Origin of the sequence: Cryobacterium aureum (genome assembly GCF_002954245.1) — a bacterium.
GTDB lineage: Bacteria > Actinomycetota > Actinomycetes > Actinomycetales > Microbacteriaceae > Cryobacterium > Cryobacterium aureum.
Genome location: NZ_PPTG01000048.1, coordinates 22279 through 40167, shown reverse-complemented (window position 1 = coordinate 40167; position 17889 = coordinate 22279). Strand labels below are relative to the sequence as shown.

General features: G+C 66.8%; 15 protein-coding genes. 11 read left to right on the top strand and 4 right to left on the bottom strand.

What is annotated here, in order from left to right; genetic code table 11:
- Positions 1–107 precede the first annotated feature (107 nt).
- From CJ028_RS17005 to fdxA, 9 genes are all read left to right on the top strand, one after another.
- The gene (locus tag CJ028_RS17005; RefSeq protein WP_439099062.1) at positions 108–1841 is read left to right on the top strand and encodes a nitrite/sulfite reductase; all 1734 of its coding nucleotides are present in this window, start codon (positions 108–110) and stop codon (positions 1839–1841) included.
- Between the two features lie 77 nt (positions 1842–1918).
- On the top strand, positions 1919–2641 hold the full coding sequence (locus tag CJ028_RS17000; RefSeq protein WP_105036911.1) for a phosphoadenylyl-sulfate reductase: 723 nt from the start codon (positions 1919–1921) through the stop codon (positions 2639–2641).
- Positions 2638–3546 (top strand): sulfate adenylyltransferase subunit CysD, encoded by a 909-nt coding sequence (gene cysD, locus CJ028_RS16995; protein WP_240607385.1) that lies wholly within the window; start codon positions 2638–2640, stop codon positions 3544–3546. Before CJ028_RS17000 ends, cysD begins: the two co-directional genes overlap by 4 nt.
- Complete coding sequence (locus CJ028_RS16990; RefSeq protein ID WP_105036406.1) at positions 3546–4601, top strand: ABC transporter substrate-binding protein; 1056 nt, start codon at positions 3546–3548, stop codon at positions 4599–4601. Before cysD ends, CJ028_RS16990 begins: the two co-directional genes overlap by 1 nt.
- Before the next feature lie 4 nt (positions 4602–4605).
- Positions 4606–6018, top strand: a complete 1413-nt coding sequence (locus CJ028_RS16985; RefSeq protein WP_105036405.1) for a sulfate adenylyltransferase subunit 1 — start codon at positions 4606–4608, stop codon at positions 6016–6018.
- On the top strand, positions 6015–6800 hold the full coding sequence (locus CJ028_RS16980; protein WP_240607384.1) for an ABC transporter ATP-binding protein: 786 nt from the start codon (positions 6015–6017) through the stop codon (positions 6798–6800). Before CJ028_RS16985 ends, CJ028_RS16980 begins: the two co-directional genes overlap by 4 nt.
- The gene (locus CJ028_RS16975; protein WP_105036404.1) at positions 6790–7695 is read left to right on the top strand and encodes an ABC transporter permease; all 906 of its coding nucleotides are present in this window, start codon (positions 6790–6792) and stop codon (positions 7693–7695) included. Before CJ028_RS16980 ends, CJ028_RS16975 begins: the two co-directional genes overlap by 11 nt.
- A 43-nt stretch (positions 7696–7738) precedes the next feature.
- A complete protein-coding gene (locus tag CJ028_RS16970) occupies positions 7739–9139 on the top strand; it encodes an FAD-dependent oxidoreductase (RefSeq protein WP_105036403.1) in 1401 nt (466 codons plus the stop codon).
- Complete coding sequence (gene fdxA / locus CJ028_RS16965) at positions 9136–9453, top strand: ferredoxin (protein ID WP_105036402.1); 318 nt, start codon at positions 9136–9138, stop codon at positions 9451–9453. Before CJ028_RS16970 ends, fdxA begins: the two co-directional genes overlap by 4 nt.
- A gap of 46 nt (positions 9454–9499) precedes the next feature.
- Here the strand turns inward: fdxA and CJ028_RS16960 are convergent, their stop codons facing one another.
- Both CJ028_RS16960 and smc read right to left on the bottom strand, forming a co-directional pair.
- Positions 9500–10057 (bottom strand): HutD/Ves family protein, encoded by a 558-nt coding sequence (locus CJ028_RS16960; protein WP_105036401.1) that lies wholly within the window; start codon positions 10055–10057, stop codon positions 9500–9502.
- Between the two features lie 307 nt (positions 10058–10364).
- Entirely contained in the window at positions 10365–13949 is a 3585-nt protein-coding gene (gene smc, locus CJ028_RS16955; RefSeq protein ID WP_105036400.1) for a chromosome segregation protein SMC, read from the bottom strand.
- 237 nt (positions 13950–14186) lie between these two features.
- Here smc and CJ028_RS16950 point away from each other — a divergent pair, with 237 nt between their 5' ends.
- Together CJ028_RS16950 and CJ028_RS16945 are read left to right on the top strand one after the other, a co-directional pair.
- Positions 14187–15266, top strand: a complete 1080-nt coding sequence (locus CJ028_RS16950) for a GNAT family N-acetyltransferase (RefSeq protein WP_105036399.1) — start codon at positions 14187–14189, stop codon at positions 15264–15266.
- A gap of 66 nt (positions 15267–15332) precedes the next feature.
- A complete protein-coding gene (locus CJ028_RS16945) occupies positions 15333–16250 on the top strand; it encodes a hypothetical protein (protein ID WP_129590532.1) in 918 nt (305 codons plus the stop codon).
- A gap of 24 nt (positions 16251–16274) precedes the next feature.
- On the opposite strand, the gene mutM is transcribed toward CJ028_RS16945, so the two are convergent.
- Together mutM and rnc are read right to left on the bottom strand one after the other, a co-directional pair.
- Positions 16275–17186, bottom strand: coding sequence for a bifunctional DNA-formamidopyrimidine glycosylase/DNA-(apurinic or apyrimidinic site) lyase (gene mutM / locus CJ028_RS16940; RefSeq protein ID WP_105036397.1), 912 nt, complete (start codon positions 17184–17186; stop codon positions 16275–16277).
- A gap of 5 nt (positions 17187–17191) precedes the next feature.
- On the bottom strand, positions 17192–17884 hold the full coding sequence (gene rnc / locus CJ028_RS16935; protein ID WP_105036396.1) for a ribonuclease III: 693 nt from the start codon (positions 17882–17884) through the stop codon (positions 17192–17194).
- Positions 17885–17889: the final 5 nt, after the last annotated feature.

Below are 17889 nucleotides of genomic sequence, written 5' to 3'. Positions count from 1 at the left end.
ACCCGTCATGGTGCTGCGCAGTAGCGTGAGTGTCGTCGCTTCGGTTCGTGAAACCCGGGGCGGCGCCGCAAACAGAGGGAGCCGACGTGCCGAACGAAACCGAGACTGTGCACACCACTGCAACCGGACCGAGCAGCGCACCGGTTGCGACCAAGCTGCCGGCAGCCCGTCCGCCGCGCCCGTCAACGCGCCCGAACGGCCAGTGGAAGATCGACGGAACCGAACCGCTCAACGGCAACGAGGTGTGGAAGCAGGTCGACAACGGCATCGCCGTCCGTGGCCGCATCGAGCAGATCTACTCCAAACAGGGTTTCGATTCGATCGACGGCACCGACCTGCACGGCCGTTTTCGCTGGTGGGGCCTCTACACGCAGCGTAAGCCCGGAATCGACGGCGGCAGGACCGCTACCCTCGAACCGGAAGAACTCGAGGACCGCTACTTCATGCTGCGGGTGCGCATCGACGGTGGCCAGCTCACCACCGAACAGGCCAGGGTGATCGGTGAGGTCTCCCGCGACTTCGGCCGCGACACCGCCGACATCACCGACCGGCAGAACGTGCAGCTGCACTGGATCCAGATCGAGGACATGCCGGAGATCTGGCGTCGCCTCGAATCCGTCGGGCTTGAAACCACTCAGGCCTGCGGCGACGTACCCCGCGTCTTCCTCGGCTCCCCCGTAGCCGGCATCGCCGCCGACGAGCTCATCGACCCGACCGAGGCTATCCAGGAGATCGCACGTAAATATCTCGGCACTGACGAATTCGCGAACCTGCCGCGTAAGTTCAAGACGGCCATTACCGGCCACCCCAGCCAGGACGTCGTGCACGAGATCAACGACATCGGTCTCGTGGCGGTCGAGCACCCCGAACTCGGCATCGGCTATGACCTGTGGGTGGGCGGCGCCCTCAGCACCACTCCGCGCTTCGCCGAACGGCTCGGCGCTTTTGTGGCCGAAGACCGAGTGTCCGAGGTCTGGCGCGGCGTCACCTCGATCTTTCGCGACTACGGTTACCGTCGCCTGCGCGGCAAAGCCCGTCTCAAGTTTCTGCTTGCCGAATGGGGTACCGAGAAATTCCGTCGTATTCTCGAAGACGAATATCTCGGATATCCCCTGCCCGACGGGCCCGCCGCACCGCGCCCGAAGACGCAGGGCGACCACATCGGAGTGCACAAGCAGAAGGACGGCCGGTTCTACATCGGCGTGGCCCCCTTCGTCGGGCGAGTCTCCGGCCAGACCCTCGTGAAGCTCGCCGACCTGCTCGAAGCCCACGGCTCGACCCGGCTGCGCACGACCCCGCACCAGAAAATCGTGGTGCTCGACGTGGCGGAAGAGCACGTGGAGCCCCTCATCGCGGCCCTCGACGAGATCGGGCTTTCGGCCCGCCCGAGCCTGTTCCGCCGCTCCACCGTCGCCTGCACCGGCATCGAATTCTGCAAGCTCGCCATCGTCGAAACCAAGCAGACGGCAACGGATGCAATCCTCGAGCTCGAAAAACGCCTCGCCAACATCGATGCCCCGCACCCGATCACCCTGCACGTCAACGGATGCCCCAACTCCTGCGCCCGCATCCAGGCGGCGGATATCGGGCTGAAGGGCCAGCTGCTGCCGGATGGCAACGGCGGTTCCACCCCCGGTTTCCAGGTGCACCTGGGTGGCGGCCTGGCCTCGGTCGATCGCGAAGAAGCCGGCCTCGGCCGCACCGTGCGCGGCCTCAAGGTGACCGCCGAGAATCTCGTCGACTATGTTGAACGACTTGTGCTGCGGTTTTTGGCCGCCCGCACCGACAACGAAACCTTTGCCGAGTGGGCACACCGCGCCGATGAGGAGGACCTCAAGTGAGCGCCATCAATCTGAATGCGCGCACGCTTAAAGCCAGTGCCGCTAAAGCCAGTACCGCGGCATCCGCTGCCCGTGACCTGCCGCCGCGCCGGCCAGCCGCCGAGCTGCAGGCCCTCGCCGAACGAGGCTCAGCCGAACTGGCCGCAGCTGCCAACGGCCGTGAGGCGACCGCGGCCGAGGTCGTCGCCTGGGTTGCCCGCAATTTCGGCGCCGGATCCGTTGCCGTCGCCTGCTCGATGGCCGACGCGGTGCTGCCCGAGATCGTGTCGCGGCAGCTGCCCGGCGTCGACGTGCTGTTTTTGGACACCGGCTACCACTTTGCCGAAACCTATGAGACCCGAGACGCCGTCGCCGCCGCTCTGCCGGTCACCGTCGTCGACGTGCTGCCCCTCACCACCGTGCCCGAGCAGGACGCCCAGCACGGCACCGAACTGTTTGCCCGCGATCCAAACGCCTGCTGCGCGATGCGCAAGGTCGAACCCCTGCAACGTTCCCTCGGCGGCTACGAACTCTGGTTCACCGGGGTGCGCCGCGACGAAGCTCCCACCCGCGCCAACACGCCGCTGGTCACCTGGGACGAACGCAACGGCCTGGTGAAAGTGAACCCGGTCGCCGCCTGGAGCTACGACGAACTCATGGACTACGCCACCGAACATCACGTTCCGGTGAACGTGCTGCTCTCCCAGGGCTATCCCTCCATCGGTTGTGCCCCCTGCACCGCGCCCGTCGCGGCGGGCGCCGATCCCCGTTCCGGCCGCTGGGCCACCCTCGAGAAGACAGAATGCGGGCTCCACCTATGAACTTCGCAACCCACCGCCTCTCCGAACTCGACGTGCTCGAGAGCGAAGCGATCCACATTATTCGCGAGGTCGTCGCCGAATTCGAACGCCCCGTACTGCTGTTCAGCGGCGGCAAGGATTCCGTCGTCGTGCTGCACCTCGCCGCCAAGGCCTTCTGGCCGGGCAAGATTCCCATCGAGCTGCTGCACGTCGACACCGGTCACAACTTTCCAGAGGTGCTCGAATTTCGCGACAAGACCGTGGCCGCCCACGGCGTGCGCCTCGTGGTTGCCCAGGTTCAGGACTACATCGATGACGGCCGCCTGGCCGAACGCGCCGACGGCACCCGCAACCCGTTGCAGACCCTTCCGCTGCTCGACGCGATCGCGGCCGGCCGGCACGATGCCGTCTTCGGCGGTGCCCGCCGCGACGAAGATAAAGCCCGCGCCAAGGAACGCATCCTTTCGCTACGTGACGAATTCGGCCAGTGGGACCCGCGCAACCAGCGTCCAGAGCTGTGGAACCTGTACAACGGCCGCCACACCGTGGGCCAGCACGTGCGTGCCTTCCCGATCAGCAACTGGACCGAACTCAACGTCTGGCGCTACATCGAACGCGAAAACATCGAGCTGCCCCCGCTCTATTACGCCCACGAACGCGAGGTCTACCGCCGCGACAACATGTGGCGTGCGATCAGCCCGGTCAGCCCGGCCAGGGCCGATGAAACCGTCGAACTTCGCACGGTGCGCTACCGCACGGTGGGCGATATGAGCTGCACCGGCGCGGTCGACTCGAATGCGGCATCCGTCGCCGATGTCGTGCGCGAGGTGGGCGTATCCACCATCACCGAGAGAGGCGCAACCCGCGCCGACGACCGCATCTCCGAAGCCGCCATGGAAGACCGCAAGAAGGAAGGCTACTTCTGATGCGCGCGCCAATCGCCGCCATCGGCGCTGCCCTGGCGGCGACGCTGCTGCTGAGCGGATGCTCCGGCGCGGCCTCCGCCGGAAGCGCGACCGGACCGGCCGAAGAACTACGTCTCGGCTATTTCGACAATCTCACCCACGCCCCGGCCCTGGTCGGCCTCGAGCAGGGATTCTTCGCCGATGCCCTCGGCGAGACGACCCTGAACGCCCTGGCTTTCGGAGCGGGTCCGGCCGCAATCGAGGCGCTCAGCGCCGGCGCGATCGATGCCGCCTATGTGGGTCCGAGCCCGGCCGTGAACACGTTCGTGCAGAGCGCCGGGCAGAGTGCGGTCATTGTGGCGGGCGCGACTATCGGCGGCGCCGCCCTCGTCGTGCGCGACGGTATCGACTCCCCCGCCGATCTTGCGGGCACGACGCTTGCGTCCCCTCAGCTCGGTAACACCCAGGACGTCGCCCTGCGTTCCTGGCTCGCAGATGAGGGTTACGAAACCAGCACGACCGGTGGCGGCGATGTGACGGTCGCGCCGACCGACAACGCCCGTGCGCTCACCCTGCTTCAGAGCGGGCAAATCGATGGCGCCTGGCTGCCAGAACCGTGGGTGTCCCGTCTGGTGCTCGAAGCGGATGCGCACGTGCTCGTCGAAGAGGCTGACCTGTGGCCGAACGGTGAGTTTCCCACGACCGTGCTGCTCGTCGGCGCCGATTTCAACCGCGACCACCCGGAAACCGTGCGGGCCCTGCTGGAGGGCCACACGGCATCCATTGCCTGGCTGAATGAGCATCCCACCGAGGCGGCAGCCGTGATCAACAAGAAACTCGCCGCCGATACCGGCAAGCCGCTCGCTGACGCGGTCATCGAGCGTGCCCTGGGTGGCCTGCACTTCACCAATGACCCCCTGGCCGACACTTTTCCGGTCTCGCTGCAGAAAGCGGTCGCCTCTGGCACCGCCAAAAACGGCGACCTCAATGGTTTATTTGACCTGACCCAGCTGAATGGCATTCTCGCCGCAGCGCCAGGCGCGCCCATTTCGGCCGCCGGACTCGGAACGGAGTAATCGCATGACCCTCATCATTGATACCCAGGATCTCGCCACCGAGGCCGCCGTTGCCACTCCAGAAGGCACGCTGTTTCGCTTCGCGACGGCGGGCTCCGTCGACGACGGCAAGTCCACCCTGGTCGGCCGGCTGCTGCACGACTCGAAGGCTATCCTCGCTGACCAGCTCGAAGCGGTCACCCGAACCTCCACTGAGCGCGGCTTCGGCGGCGAAAGCGGCGGAATCGACTTCGCCCTGCTGACCGACGGTCTGCGCGCCGAACGGGAGCAGGGCATCACCATCGACGTGGCCTACCGCTACTTCGCGACGCCCGCCCGCTCCTTCATCCTCGCCGACTGCCCCGGCCACGTGCAGTACACCCGCAACATGGTCACCGGCGCCACCACAGCGGATGCCGTCATCATGCTCATCGACGCCCGCAAGGGGGTGCTCGAGCAGACCCGCCGGCACCTCAGTGTCGTCGCCCTGCTGCGCGTGCCGCACGTGATCATCGCGGTGAACAAGATCGACCTGCTGGACTACAACGAGGCCGCGTACCGAGAGGTAGAGGCATCCGTTCGACTGGTCACCGCCGAACTCGGCATCGCTGACGTGCTGGTTATTCCCGTGTCGGCCCTCGTCGGCGACAACGTCGTCGACCGCTCCGAGCGCACCCCCTGGTATGCCGGACCGAGCCTACTCGAACTGCTCGAAACCCTCACCGTGATCGACGACCGGGGCGCAGCCAGCCAGGCCGCCGAGGCGTTCCGTCTGCCGGTTCAGCTCGTGCTGCGCCCACAGGGCGCTGTTGTCGTTGCCCCGGAACTCGCCGACTCCTACCGCGACTACCGGTCCTACGCCGGCCAAGTCGCCAGTGGCAGCATCAAGGTCGGCGATACCGTCAGCGTCGAGCCCGGCGGCGGCACCAGCACCGTTACCGGCATCGACTTCGCCGGGGTGCAACTCGCGGAGGCATTCGCGCCGCAGTCGATCGCACTGCGCCTGGCCGACGACCTCGACATTGCCCGTGGCGCCGTGATCGCAGCACGAGGCACCCTGCCGCCGGTCACTCGCACCCTGACGGCCGACCTGTTCTGGCTCGACCCGCGACCGCTCGCTCCTGGAGCCCGCGTGCTCGTGAAATTCGGCACAACCGTGCTGCAGGCCCTGGTCAGCGAGGTCACCGGTCGGCTCGACCTGACGACACTCGGCGTCGAACCGGCGACGAGCCTGACCGTGAACGACATCGGTCAGGCCAGCATCCGCTTGTCACGCGATCTGCCTGTTGAGCCCTACACGCAGAACCGCCGCTCCGGCGCGTTCCTCGTGATTCACCCGCAGGACGGCGCGACCCTCGCCGCTGGCATCGTCACCGCTCCCGGCGAGCCCACCCGAGCCGGCGACGGCTCTGGCGCCGGCTCGGAAGTGTCGCCGTGACCGTCTTGACCGACGTCTCTGTTGCCCAAGCCCCGCCCGCGCTGGAGCCGGTCGCGATCACCATCGACAGTCTCGGCAAGCGGTACGGCACCGGTCCGCTCGTGCTCGATAACATCAACCTGTCGATCGGGGCCGGCCAGTTTGTGTGCCTGCTCGGGGCAAGCGGATGCGGCAAGTCCACGCTGCTGAACATCATTGCCGGTCTGGAGAAGCCGACCGAGGGCGCTGTCACCGTGGCGAGCGGCAAGGCGGCCGTCATGTTCCAGGACGCCGCGCTTTTTCCGTGGCTGACCGCAGGACACAACGTAGAACTCGCTCTGAAACTGCGCGGGGTGCCGCGCAAGGACCGCCGCGCCGGAGCCCTGGAACTGCTCGATCTGGTCAACCTCGCCGATGCCGCCGACAAACGACCGCACGAGCTCTCCGGCGGCATGCGGCAGCGGGTAGCCCTGGCCCGTTCGCTCGCGCAGGACCGGAAGGTGCTGCTCATGGACGAACCTTTCGCCGCCCTCGACGCCATCACCCGCGATCTGCTGCACGAAGAGCTCGAACGGGTTTGGCGGCAGACCGGCCGCACCATCGTGTTCGTCACCCACAACGTGCGCGAGGCCGCCCGGCTGGGACAGCGCATCCTGCTGATGTCGTCCCGCCCCGGTCGCATCGTCAACGAGTGGACCATCACCGACGCCGGTTCCCGACGCATCGAATCCCCCGAGGTCGCCCGCCTGGGCGACGAGATCACCGACCAGCTGCGAGAGGAGATTCGCCGCAATGCCAGCTGACACCCGCACTGCAACGGCCCACGACCCGAGCCACGACGAACTGCGGCGCCTGGAAGCAGGCCTGGACTCGCTGCAGGCCGTGCCCGAAACGCCCCGCGGTGCCTTTCGCCGCACGCTCGACGGTGTCATACCGCCAATTCTGCTGCTCGTCGGGCTGGTCGCGGCCTGGCAGGTCTACATTCTGATTGCCAAACCGCGACCTGACCTTATACCCGGCCCCGTGGATGTTTTCGGCGCCCTGGTCAGCGCCTGGAACAGTGACCGCCTGCAGCTCGCCGTGACGACGAGCCTCGAACGCGGCGGTCTCGGATTTCTGATCGCCGTCGCCATCGGCACGCCGATCGGGCTGCTGCTCGCCGAGTGCCGCCCGGTACGGCGCGCACTCGGCCCGCTTCTGTCTGGCTTGCAGGTACTCCCCTCGGTCGCCTGGGTGCCCGCCGCGATCATCTGGTTCGGCCTCAGCGACGCCACCGTGTATTTCGTCATACTGATGGGTGCCGTACCCTCAATCGCCAACGGGCTCGTCTCCGGCGTCGACCAGATTCCGCCGCAGCTGCGCCGCGTCGGCACAGTGCTCGGCGCCTCACGCTTCGAGATGGCCACCCTCGTGGTGTTGCCCGCCGCGCTGCCCGGCTATTTCTCGGGCCTGAAGCAGGGTTGGGCGTTCGCCTGGCGTTCGCTCATGGCCGCGGAGATCATCGTGATCGGTGGAAACATCGGTTTCGGTCTCGGGTCGATGCTGCACCAGAGCCGTGAGCTCGCCGACCTGTCCGGGGTACTCGCCACCATCCTGGTGATCCTCTTCGTCGGGATCTTGGTAGAGCTTGTCATCTTCGCCCCGATCGAGCGTCGCCTGCTGCGCCGCCGCGGACTTATGGCCGCCGGCCTGCGCTGACCCGCGCGCATCCGCTCTTCTTCCTCTCTGTGAAAGGCCTGTCATGACCCACGCTCCCTCCGCCCTGCGCGTCGCCATCATCGGTGCCGGCCCCGCCGGTATCTACGCCGGCAATATTCTGAACCGGCTCGCGCTCGAGGCCGGTCACGAGGTGGCCATCGACCTGTTCGATTCGCTGCCCGCGCCGTACGGCCTGATTCGCTACGGCGTCGCTCCCGACCACCCGCGCATCAAGGGCATCGTCAAATCGCTGCAGGAGATGCTTGATGCCGACACGATTCGCTTCATTGGCAACGTCACCTATGGCACCGACCTCACCCTGACCGACCTGCGCGAGCACTACCACGGGGTAATCTTTGCCACCGGCGCCATTCTCGACGCACCGCTGATCATTCCCGGAATCGACCTGCCCGGCTCGTTCGGCGCCGCCGACTTCGTCTCCTGGTACGACGGGCACCCCGACGTGCCGCTGGAGTGGCCGCTCGACGCGACCGACGTCGCCGTGATCGGCAACGGCAACGTAGCCCTCGACGTGGCCCGCATTCTGGCCAAGCACGCCGACGACCTGCTCAGCACCGACATCCCAGCTTCGGTCTACGCCGGGCTCGCCGGATCCCCGGTCACCGACGTGCACGTGTTCGGCCGCCGCGGACCGTCCCAGGTGAAGTTCACCCCGATCGAACTGCGCGAACTCGCCGACATTCCCGACGTCGACCTCGTTGTCTACGGCGAAGATTTCACGTCCGATCCTTACAGCGAGCAGCTCATCGCCAGCAACAACCAGGTCAAGATCATGACCCGCACACTGAACGGATGGCTGACCCGGCTCCCGCAGGGCGCCTCCCGCCGCCTGCACCTGCACTTTCTGCACGCACCAGTCGAGGTCTACGGCGACGAGCGAGTGGAGGGCATCCGTTTTGAACGCACCGAACACACCGGAGATGGCGGCGTGCGGCCGACCGGCGTCATCGTGGATTACCCGGTGCAGGCCGTCTATCGCGCGGTCGGCTACCGCGGCAGCGCCCTCACCGAGGTGCCGTTCGACGCCGTGCGCGGTGTCATTCCCAACGACGGCGGCCGCGTGCTCGATGCGGCCGGCCAGCCGATCGCCGGCCTGTACGCCACCGGGTGGATCAAGCGCGGCCCGATCGGCCTGATCGGCCATACCAAGGGCGATGCGCTGGAGACCGTGACGCGGCTCCTGGCGGACCTGCCGGCGCTGGTTGCCCGCGAAACGGCTGATGCATCAGCTGAGACGATCTTGGCGCTGCTCGAAGCCCGCGGCGTGGAATACACGACCTGGGCCGGCTGGCGCACCCTGGACGCGCACGAGCAGTTGCTCGGCTCGCAGGACTTGGTCACACCAGGCCGGGAGCGCGTGAAAGTGATCTCCCGCGCCGAACAGGTCGCGATCTCTCGCACGGAAGCGTTGCTGACACTGTGACGTACGTGATCGCACTGCCCTGCGTCGATGTGAAAGATCGTGCCTGCATCGACGAATGTCCGGTGGACTGTATTTATGAGGGCGAACGCTCCCTCTATATCCATCCAGACGAGTGCGTGGACTGCGGAGCCTGCGAACCGGTCTGCCCGGTCGAGGCCATCTACTACGAAGACGACCTGCCCGAACAGTGGGCCGACTACTACAAAGCCAACGTCGAATTCTTCGACGACCTCGGCTCCCCCGGAGGCGCCGCCAAGGTCGGCGTTCTCGCCAAGGACCACCCGGTTATCTCCGCGCTGCCGCCGCAGGGGTAGGGTACCGCCGGGAGACGAGCGCGGGCTAACGGGCCACAGCATCCGCTTAAATCGCAACCGCTTCCAGGGTGATGACAGCGAGGAATCCCCGTCCGAGAACCTCCGGTGTCGGATCATCGCCGCGCACGGTATCGAGGGCAGCCAATTTGGCCTCCTCGCCATTGGCGGTCACGACGGCGGTTCCCTGCAAGAGTAGGGCGAACTGGTCGCTGAACACCGGGTGGGGGCGTTTCTTTGACAGCTCGACGATCGACAGAAAGCCTTTGAACACTCCCCGTCGCGCCATCACGTTCAAATCTTTGGTATCGCCGACTGGCAAGGCGGAGCTGGACACGCTGTCTCCGGAAAACCGGAATGGCCGGTACTGTTCCATGGCGTGCTCTTCGCCGTCGACGGTCACGAGCATCAGCTCGCCCTCTATCACCGTGAGGATGCGGTCCACCCCTGGAAAAGTCGAGAAGTCGCCGGCCGCTGTAACGTCGGCGATGCTGATGCGCCAGTCGAAGTCCACCGCGCCGGCGGGGAAAGATGCCACTTCGCGGGTGGTGCCGCCGCCGTTGCGCCAGGGGGCGGGCCTCAGCGCGTCATATCGAATAATGTGCATGATTTCAGGCTTAGGTTAGCAGACGGCACGAGGCCGTCGGCAGCGACTTTGCAAGCCAAGCCGACTGCGAAGCACCCGGGCCGAGCGGGAGGTGCGCCAGGCGCGCCCTCCCATTACGGTGGTGGTCATGGGTAAGGAACGAGCCTGAGGTCGGCAAGGTGGGTCATCGCAGTCATCGCGGTGGCTCTCGTGATTGCACTCATCCTTTTGTATGCTGCAGGTTTGCTGGGCAACTCGGCGGTGGCGGATGCCTCCGGAGCTTTCGTCGCTTAGACGCGCGACCAACAGTATCGGGCGCGGTCGCGGGTCAACCCGCCGGGACGGGCTCCTGCCGGTCAGCACGAGTCCCCACGCGCTGGCCGACCACGGCGGAGACGCCGTCTTGCCGCATGCTGACGCCGTAGAGGGCATCCGCTATTTCCATGGTGCGTTTCTGGTGCGTGATCACAATGAGCTGGCTGGTCTCGCGTAGGTCTTCAAAAATCGTGAGCAGGCGGCCAAGGTTGGCGTCGTCGAGGGCCGCCTCGACCTCGTCCATGATGTAGAACGGGCTCGGGCGGGCCTTGAAGATGGCGATTAGCAGCGCGACCGCGGCGAGCGAACGTTCGCCGCCGGAGAGCAGCGACAGTCGTTCGATCTTCTTGCCGGCCGGTTTGACCGACACCTCGATGCCGGTGGTGAGCAGGTCGTCGGGGTCGGTGAGCCAGATGCTGCCGCTACCGCCGGGAAACAGCACCGGGAACACGTCGGCGAAGGCCGCCTGGGTGTCATCGAACGCGGCCGAGAAGATGGCCTGCATCTTCTCATCGATGTCGGCGATGATGGTGAGCAGGTCACTACGGGTTTCTGTGAGGTCGGTGAGCTGCTCGGTGAGAAACCGGTGCCGCTGCTCGAGTGCCGCGTATTCTTCGAGGGCAAGCGGGTTGACTCGCCCGAGCTGACCGAGCTTGCGATCGGCAGCGGCGAACCGTTTCTGCTGCTCGGCCCGATCAAAACGGATACCGCCGGCCGCGCCGGTGCCGTCGCCTTCAGAGATTTCACCGTCACCGTCACTCGTGCCTCCTCCGGCCCTCGTGCCATCGGGCGGAATCAACTGGTCGGGACCATATTCGCCGACGAGCACGTCTTCGGTGAGGCCCAGTTCGCTGCCGGCGCGTTCCAGCAGGGCCGCGAGGTGCAGCTTCTTCTCGTAGATCTCGAGCTCGAGCCCGTGCACGTTTTCGGTGATCGACGCCAGCCGCTCACGCAAGGCGTTCTCGTCACGCCGAAGCTGCTGCAGTTCGGTGTTCTGGCTCGCCCGTTCGGCTTCGGCGCTGGCGAGCTGCAGCCGGGCCTCGGCGACCGAGCGGTCGGCCGCGGCGAGCACGGCCGGAAGCGCCTCGGCGACGCGGGAGGCGGCATCCACTTGGCGGCGACGAATGACGGCGCGACGGGCCGCGGCCTCGGCGGCGGTGCGGTCGGCTTCGAGCTGCTGGGTCAGGGTCGTGACCTGCACTTCCCCAGCGCGCACGCGTTCGCGACCGGTTTCCACCTGCAGCCGGGTCTCGACCTCGGTCTCGCGGGCGGCCTCGAGTTCGGTGTACAGGGCATCCCGCAGGGTCGCGTCGAGGATGGGGCGTGGCTGCGACCGGGCGGTGTCGAAGGCAGCGACTGCCCGTGCCGCGACGGCCTCGGCTTCGGTGACGGCCGTGCTGGCGAGCTGCAGAGCGGCGGAGACCCGGTCGACGTCGTCGGCGACGGCCTCCGCGTGCACCGAGAGCCGTCCGCGTCGTTCGGTCACCGTGGCGAGTTGGGTTTCGAAGGCCCGCAGTGCCGCCCGTGCGCTCACCGACTGCTCTTTGTAGGCCTGCAACAGTGTGCGCTGTTCCGAGAACTCGAAGCGCACCCGTTCGATCTGCGAGGTGACGGCCGCGATACTCTCGGCCGCGCGCTCTCGCTCCGCAACGAGTTCGAGTTTGCTCTGCCTGGCACCGGAGCCGCCGCTCACGACCCACGGGCTCAAGACCTCGCCGGCCAGCGTGATGAGCGTGAGATCGTGGGGCAGCTCTGCGGCTCTGGCCACGGCAAGATCGTCGGCAATGACGGTCTGATCGAGCAGACCGCGCAGGCCGGCCGGGCCGTCGATGACGGAGTTCGCCCAGCGAATGCCCGACTGCGCGCCCAATTCGATAGCCGGCACCGCGCTGTCGTCACCATCGGCCACGATCAGCTCAACGCGCCCGAAGTCGGCCTGTTCGGCCTGAACGAGGGCGGCGAGGGCGGCGTCGCGGTTGTCGGCCAGCACGGCATCGGCCAGGGAGCCGAGTGCGGCAGCGATCGCCGCCTCGAACCCCGGTTGAACGCGCACATGGTCGGCCACGAGGCCGCGGATGCCGGCCAGCTTCGCGCCGAGCAACGCCGAGGAGCCATCTTTCTGGTCGAGCGCGAGCGAGAATGCACCCTGCCGCGCTGCCTGGGCGTCTCGTTCCCGCTCGTGCCGGTGCAGCTCGTCACGCAGGCGCTCCACCTCGGCCTCGACTCGCTGCACGGCGGCCTGGGCCAGCTCAAAGGCTTCGGCGAGCTCACCCGAGTCGGGTTCTCCGGCTGGCATCGCGGACTGCACCTCGTCGAGCTGCAGCTGCGCCTTCTGGCTGCGGTCTGTGGCAGCATCGAGCGCGTTTTGCTGACGCAGCTGTTCACCGCGCACGGCAGCGAGCCGCGATGCTGCCGTCTCGGATTGCCCGGTCAGATGGGAGATTTCGAGGTCGTGCTTGGAGACGAGTGCTGCCTGTGCCGCGATGTCCTCGTCGACCGCGTCGAGCCTCGACCGGGCGGCCGCGCTCTGCACTCGTGCATCGTCCCAAGCTATTTGAGCCGCGCCGATGCCTGCGCGCAGCTGCTCCACCTCGGCCGCGGCCTCGGCCAGCATGGTCGGGGTGACACTCGAAACGAGTCCGGTTGACTCGGCCTGCGACCCGAGCAGGGCCAGTCGCTGGTTGGCGAGGGTGTACAGGCCGCGCAGGCGCTGTTGTACCGATTCGAGGGCGTAGCTGGTGCGGCGGGCCAGGTCGACGGCATCGCCGACCTGGGCGAGCTCGAGCCGCTCGACCCGCGTCTGTTTCTGTGAAAGCTGTTCCTGCAGCACGACCCGCTCGGTGTGCCGTTCACTCTCGGTGCGATTGTGCGCGTCGAGCGCAGTGCGCAACGTCACAACATCGTCGGCGAGCAGGCGGGCGCGGGCGTCTCGCACCACGGCAGCGATGGTCTGCGCCTCCCGGGCAATTTCGGCCTGGTGCCCGAGCGGCTTGAGCTGCCGGCGAATCTCCCCCGCGAGATCGCTCAACCGGGTGAGGTTGGTCTGCATGGCATCGAGCTTGCGCAGAGTTTTCTCTTTGCGGCGCCGGTGCTTGAGGATGCCGGCGGCCTCCTCGATAAAGCCGCGGCGTTCCTCGGGGCTCGCGCGCAGCACGGCGTCGAGCTGGCCCTGCCCGACGATGACGTGCATCTCCCGGCCGAGGCCGGAGTCGCTGAGCAGCTCTTGCACGTCGAGCAGTCGGCAGGTGCGCCCGTTGATGGCGTACTCACTCGCGCCGTTGCGAAAGAGCGTGCGTGAGATCGTGACTTCGGAGTACTCAATCGGCAGGGCGCCGTCGCTGTTGTCAATGGTGAGGATGACCTCGGCCCGGCCGAGCGGACCCCGCGTCGACGTGCCGGCGAAGATGACGTCTTCCATCTTGCCGCCGCGAAGTGTTTTCACGCCCTGCTCGCCCATCACCCAGGCGAGAGCATCGACGACGTTGGACTTACCCGACCCATTCGGACCGACGACACAGGTGACGCCGGGCTCGAAGGCAAACGTCGTCGGCTGCGCGAACGACTTGAACCCCTTGAGGGTGAGGCTCTTCAGGTACAACGTGAAACCCTTTCGGTTGACGGCCGCGAACCTGGTCTCGGGGCTGATTCAACGGTACCGCGCCCCACCGACAGTGGCCGGGACATCCGCTGGTCGCAGAGTGTGGCGTGCACAACTGCGAATCCCCGCCAGTTGTCCGCTTGCCGAGGACGTTTTCGCAGCGCGAAGCGAAACTCTCCGCGTTTCTGCACGAAACCAACGCGCGGACTTCTGCCGGTCGCACTACTCTGGCGCAGTATGAGCGACTTCTCGATCGATGAACTCGTCATTCCCACGACACCGAACGCGCCCAGCTGGCCATCCTGGGAGGCAGCCACCCAGGTGCGCAACATCACCGAGGCCGAGGGCTTCGACACGACCGACCTGCAGTACTCGGCCACCGAGCTGCTTCCCGGGTGGCTCAACACGAAATACGACCCCAAACGCATGTTCATAGCACGCGGCGGCGGTACTGTCGTGGGCCGGGCCACCTATGAGACCCTGCTCGACCCGAACGACGATCATGCCTGGCTGAGCGCGCAGGTGCTGCCGGCCTGGCGCAATCGCGGCATCGGCACCGCGCTCGCCGACCTCGTCGAGCTGCTCGCCGCCACCGAGAATCGGCACGAACTGATCGTCTACACGGTGTCAGCGGATGCCGCGGGTGATCGCCTGACCGCCCCGACCGGTTTCGGGTCGGTTCCGCTCGAAAACGCCGAGGTACGGTTTCTACTCGCCCGCGGCTACCGGCTCGAACAGGTGGAGCGCGGCAGCCGGCTCGTGCTGCCCGCCGACGAGCCCCTGCTCCGACGCTTTCGAGCGGATGCCGCGGCGCACGCCGGCTTCGACTACACGGTTCACTGTTGGAGCGAGGCCACTCCGCCGCGCTGGCGCGACGACCTCGCTCTGCTCTATTCGCGGATGAGCACGGATGCCCCGACGGCTGGCCTGGAAGAACCCGAAGACGTCTGGACCGCTGAGCGGCTGGTCAACGAAGAAAGCTTCCGAGCGACGAGCCCGCGGCGCATTCTCACCGCCGCAGCTCTGCACGAGCCAAGCGGGCATCTCGTTGCGTTCACCCAGCTGTCGGTACCGGCCGAGAGCGACCGATCCGTCGGCCAGGAGGACACGCTCGTGCTGCGTGAGCACCGCGGTCACCGGCTGGGCATGCTGCTGAAGACCGCGAATCTGGAGTATCTCGCGCAGGAGAGCCCCGGGCATCCGTCGGTCACAACCTTCAACGCCGAAGAGAACCGGCACATGCTTGCGGTCAATGAGGCGCTCGGCTTCGTTCCGATGGGCTACGAGGGTGCCTGGAAACGCGTCGTGCCGCCCTAGCGGCTCATCCAGACGGGGCCCGGCACGCGCCTGCTAGCCTTGCGGTTTCAGCCTGAGGGGGTTCTGGTGAGCGTACTTACACGGATGAAAGCAGTAGGTCCGGTGTCATATCTGGTCGTCGGGATGCTCTCGGCGATCGTCGGGCTGCTGCCCTGGCTGGTCACCGGGATGCGCCTTCCCATACAGAATTTGTGGGCCAGCAGCACCTTGCCCGAGGACATGCCGATCGCCCTGCTGCCGTTCAGCCAGTACACGATCACCCTCATCGTCGCGGTGGTCGTGACCGGGTCGGCGCTCGCCGGCGGCCTCGCGCGGGTGACGCGCGCACAGCACCCGCGATTCGCACTCGCCGCGATCGTCGTCGGAGTGCTGCTCGTGCAGGTCGTTGCTATCGTGCAGACCGCCGTCACCATCGCCACCGGACTCAGGGAAGGTCCGGCCGCGAAGGTATACCTGTTCGCCCTGACCGCCGGAACACTGGCCGCCAGCCTGATCGGACTGCTCATTCTGGTGCTCATCGCCCGAGCGCCGGCCGCCGGCGCGGTGGTGGCCGTGAGCCTGGCCGCCGTCACCTTCAGCGGCTGGCTGGGCGCGCTCATCGCGCAGCCCTTCGACTTTGAGGTGTCGGAAACGGCCCGGGCTTTGCTGAGCGCAACCCGATGGGTTCCGGCCGTGATCGTGGGGCTCGCCGTGGCCTGGTGCGGCCTGGCAACAATCGGTCGGGTGGCTGGGGCGATCGCAAGTTTTCTCGCCCTCTGGATCGGACCGACACTGTTCACGGCCGTCAGCGCCGCCGTGGGCACTCGTGTGCTCGCCGCCTACCCGGCCGAAATGCTCGATTACGGTGTGCAGGTGTTCTTCAGCGCGCTGGGCGTGAAGGGCGGATCGGCCGCGCTCCTGATCCCAGCGGTCATCGTGATGCTTCTCGGCCTGGTCACTCGCTGGGCCCTGCGGCGCAGGAGCCTCCAGGCGGCCCTGGCCTGACGCCCAGGCGACCTCGCCGCGCCGCTACCGCAGGCGCTGGCAGCGCGGACAGAAGTGCGAGCCGCGGTTCATGAATTGTTCGCGCACAAGGAGGGTGCCACAACGGGAGCACGGAGTGCCCTGCCTGCCATACGCCTCCAGGCTGTGCGCGAAATAGCCGGACTGCCCGTTTACGTTCACGTACTGGGCGTCGAAGCTCGTGCCGCCCTCGGCGAGTGCACGCTCCAGAATGGTGCGCACGGCCGCGAGCAGCGTCGCCGCACGGGCGCGCGACAGCGACGCGGCCGGCTGCTCGTAGTGGATCCGCGCGGCAAAGAGCGCCTCGTCCGCGTAGATATTGCCGATGCCGCTGATCAGGTTCTGGTCGAGCAGCGCACGCTTGATGCCGGTGTTCTTGCGTGCGAGGGCTCTGAAGAAGGCGCTCGAAGAGAACGACGGGTCGATCGGGTCGCGAGCGATGTGTGCGACCTGCGAGGGAATGCGGTACTGCCAGGCAGCATCCGTTTCGCCTGTTCCGAAGTAGCCGCCGGGAAGCCCATCGCTGGTGGCGACCATGGTGTCGACGGCCATGCTGCCAAAGACACGCTGGTCGACGAAATTGACCCACAGCTCGCCGTTGGTCGGGTGTTCCAGCGTCAAGCGGATGCGCAACATGCGATCCGGCGCGGCCCCCGGCGTGCGCAGCAAGACTTGGCCGCTCATTCCGAGGTGAATGACGAGCGCCCGCCCGCTGTCGAGGGGCAGCCAGAGAAACTTGCCGCGGCGAACGGCGGCCAGAATTCGGCGCCCCGTGAGCTGGTCCGTGAATGATCCCGCCGCCGGTACGTGGCGGCGCAGGGAGCGTTCGTCGAAGATTTCGACGCCGGTGACCCGCGCCGCAGTGACCGCCGGTTGCAGGCCGGAGCGCACGATCTCGACTTCGGGAAGTTCCGGCACAGGGGTTAGAGCGCGTCGAGCTGGTCGATGGCGCCTCTGGCCGCGGCCATTTCGGCGAACTTTTTGCTCGGGCCGACGCCCTGAGCGTTAACGGCCGAGCCGATGGCGACGGTCGCGACGAAAACTTTGGAGTGATCGGGACCGCTGGCTTCGAGGGTATAGACGGGAACGCCGACGCCTTTACTCGCGGCGAGCTCCTGCAGACTGGTCTTCGGGTCCATCGACACACCGAAGTGGCCCGGTTCGGCCAGGAGCGGCTCGATCAGGCGCAACACGAACGCGGTGGCGACGTCGCCACCGGCGTCGAGAAAAGTCGCTCCGATGAGCGCCTCGACGGTGTCGGCCAAAATGGATGCCTTATCGCGTCCGCCGGTGAGGATTTCGCCACGACCGAGGCGAATGTACTCGCCCAAACCGAGGCCACGAGCGATCTGCGCCAGCGCGGCCGTGGAGACCAGGCTAGCCCGGCGCTTGGCCAGATGGCCTTCATCGAGGTCGGGGTAGGTGCGGTAGAGCATCACCGTGACGGCCTGACCCAGAATCGAGTCGCCAAGAAATTCGAGGCGCTCGTTGGTAGGAATCCCACCGTTTTCGTACGCAAAAGACCGGTGGGTCAGAGCAAGCTCCAGAATCACCGGTTCAATCTGCACGCCGAGGGTCGCCAACAGGGGCGACCGCTCGGTCTCAACGTTCTTCATCGACC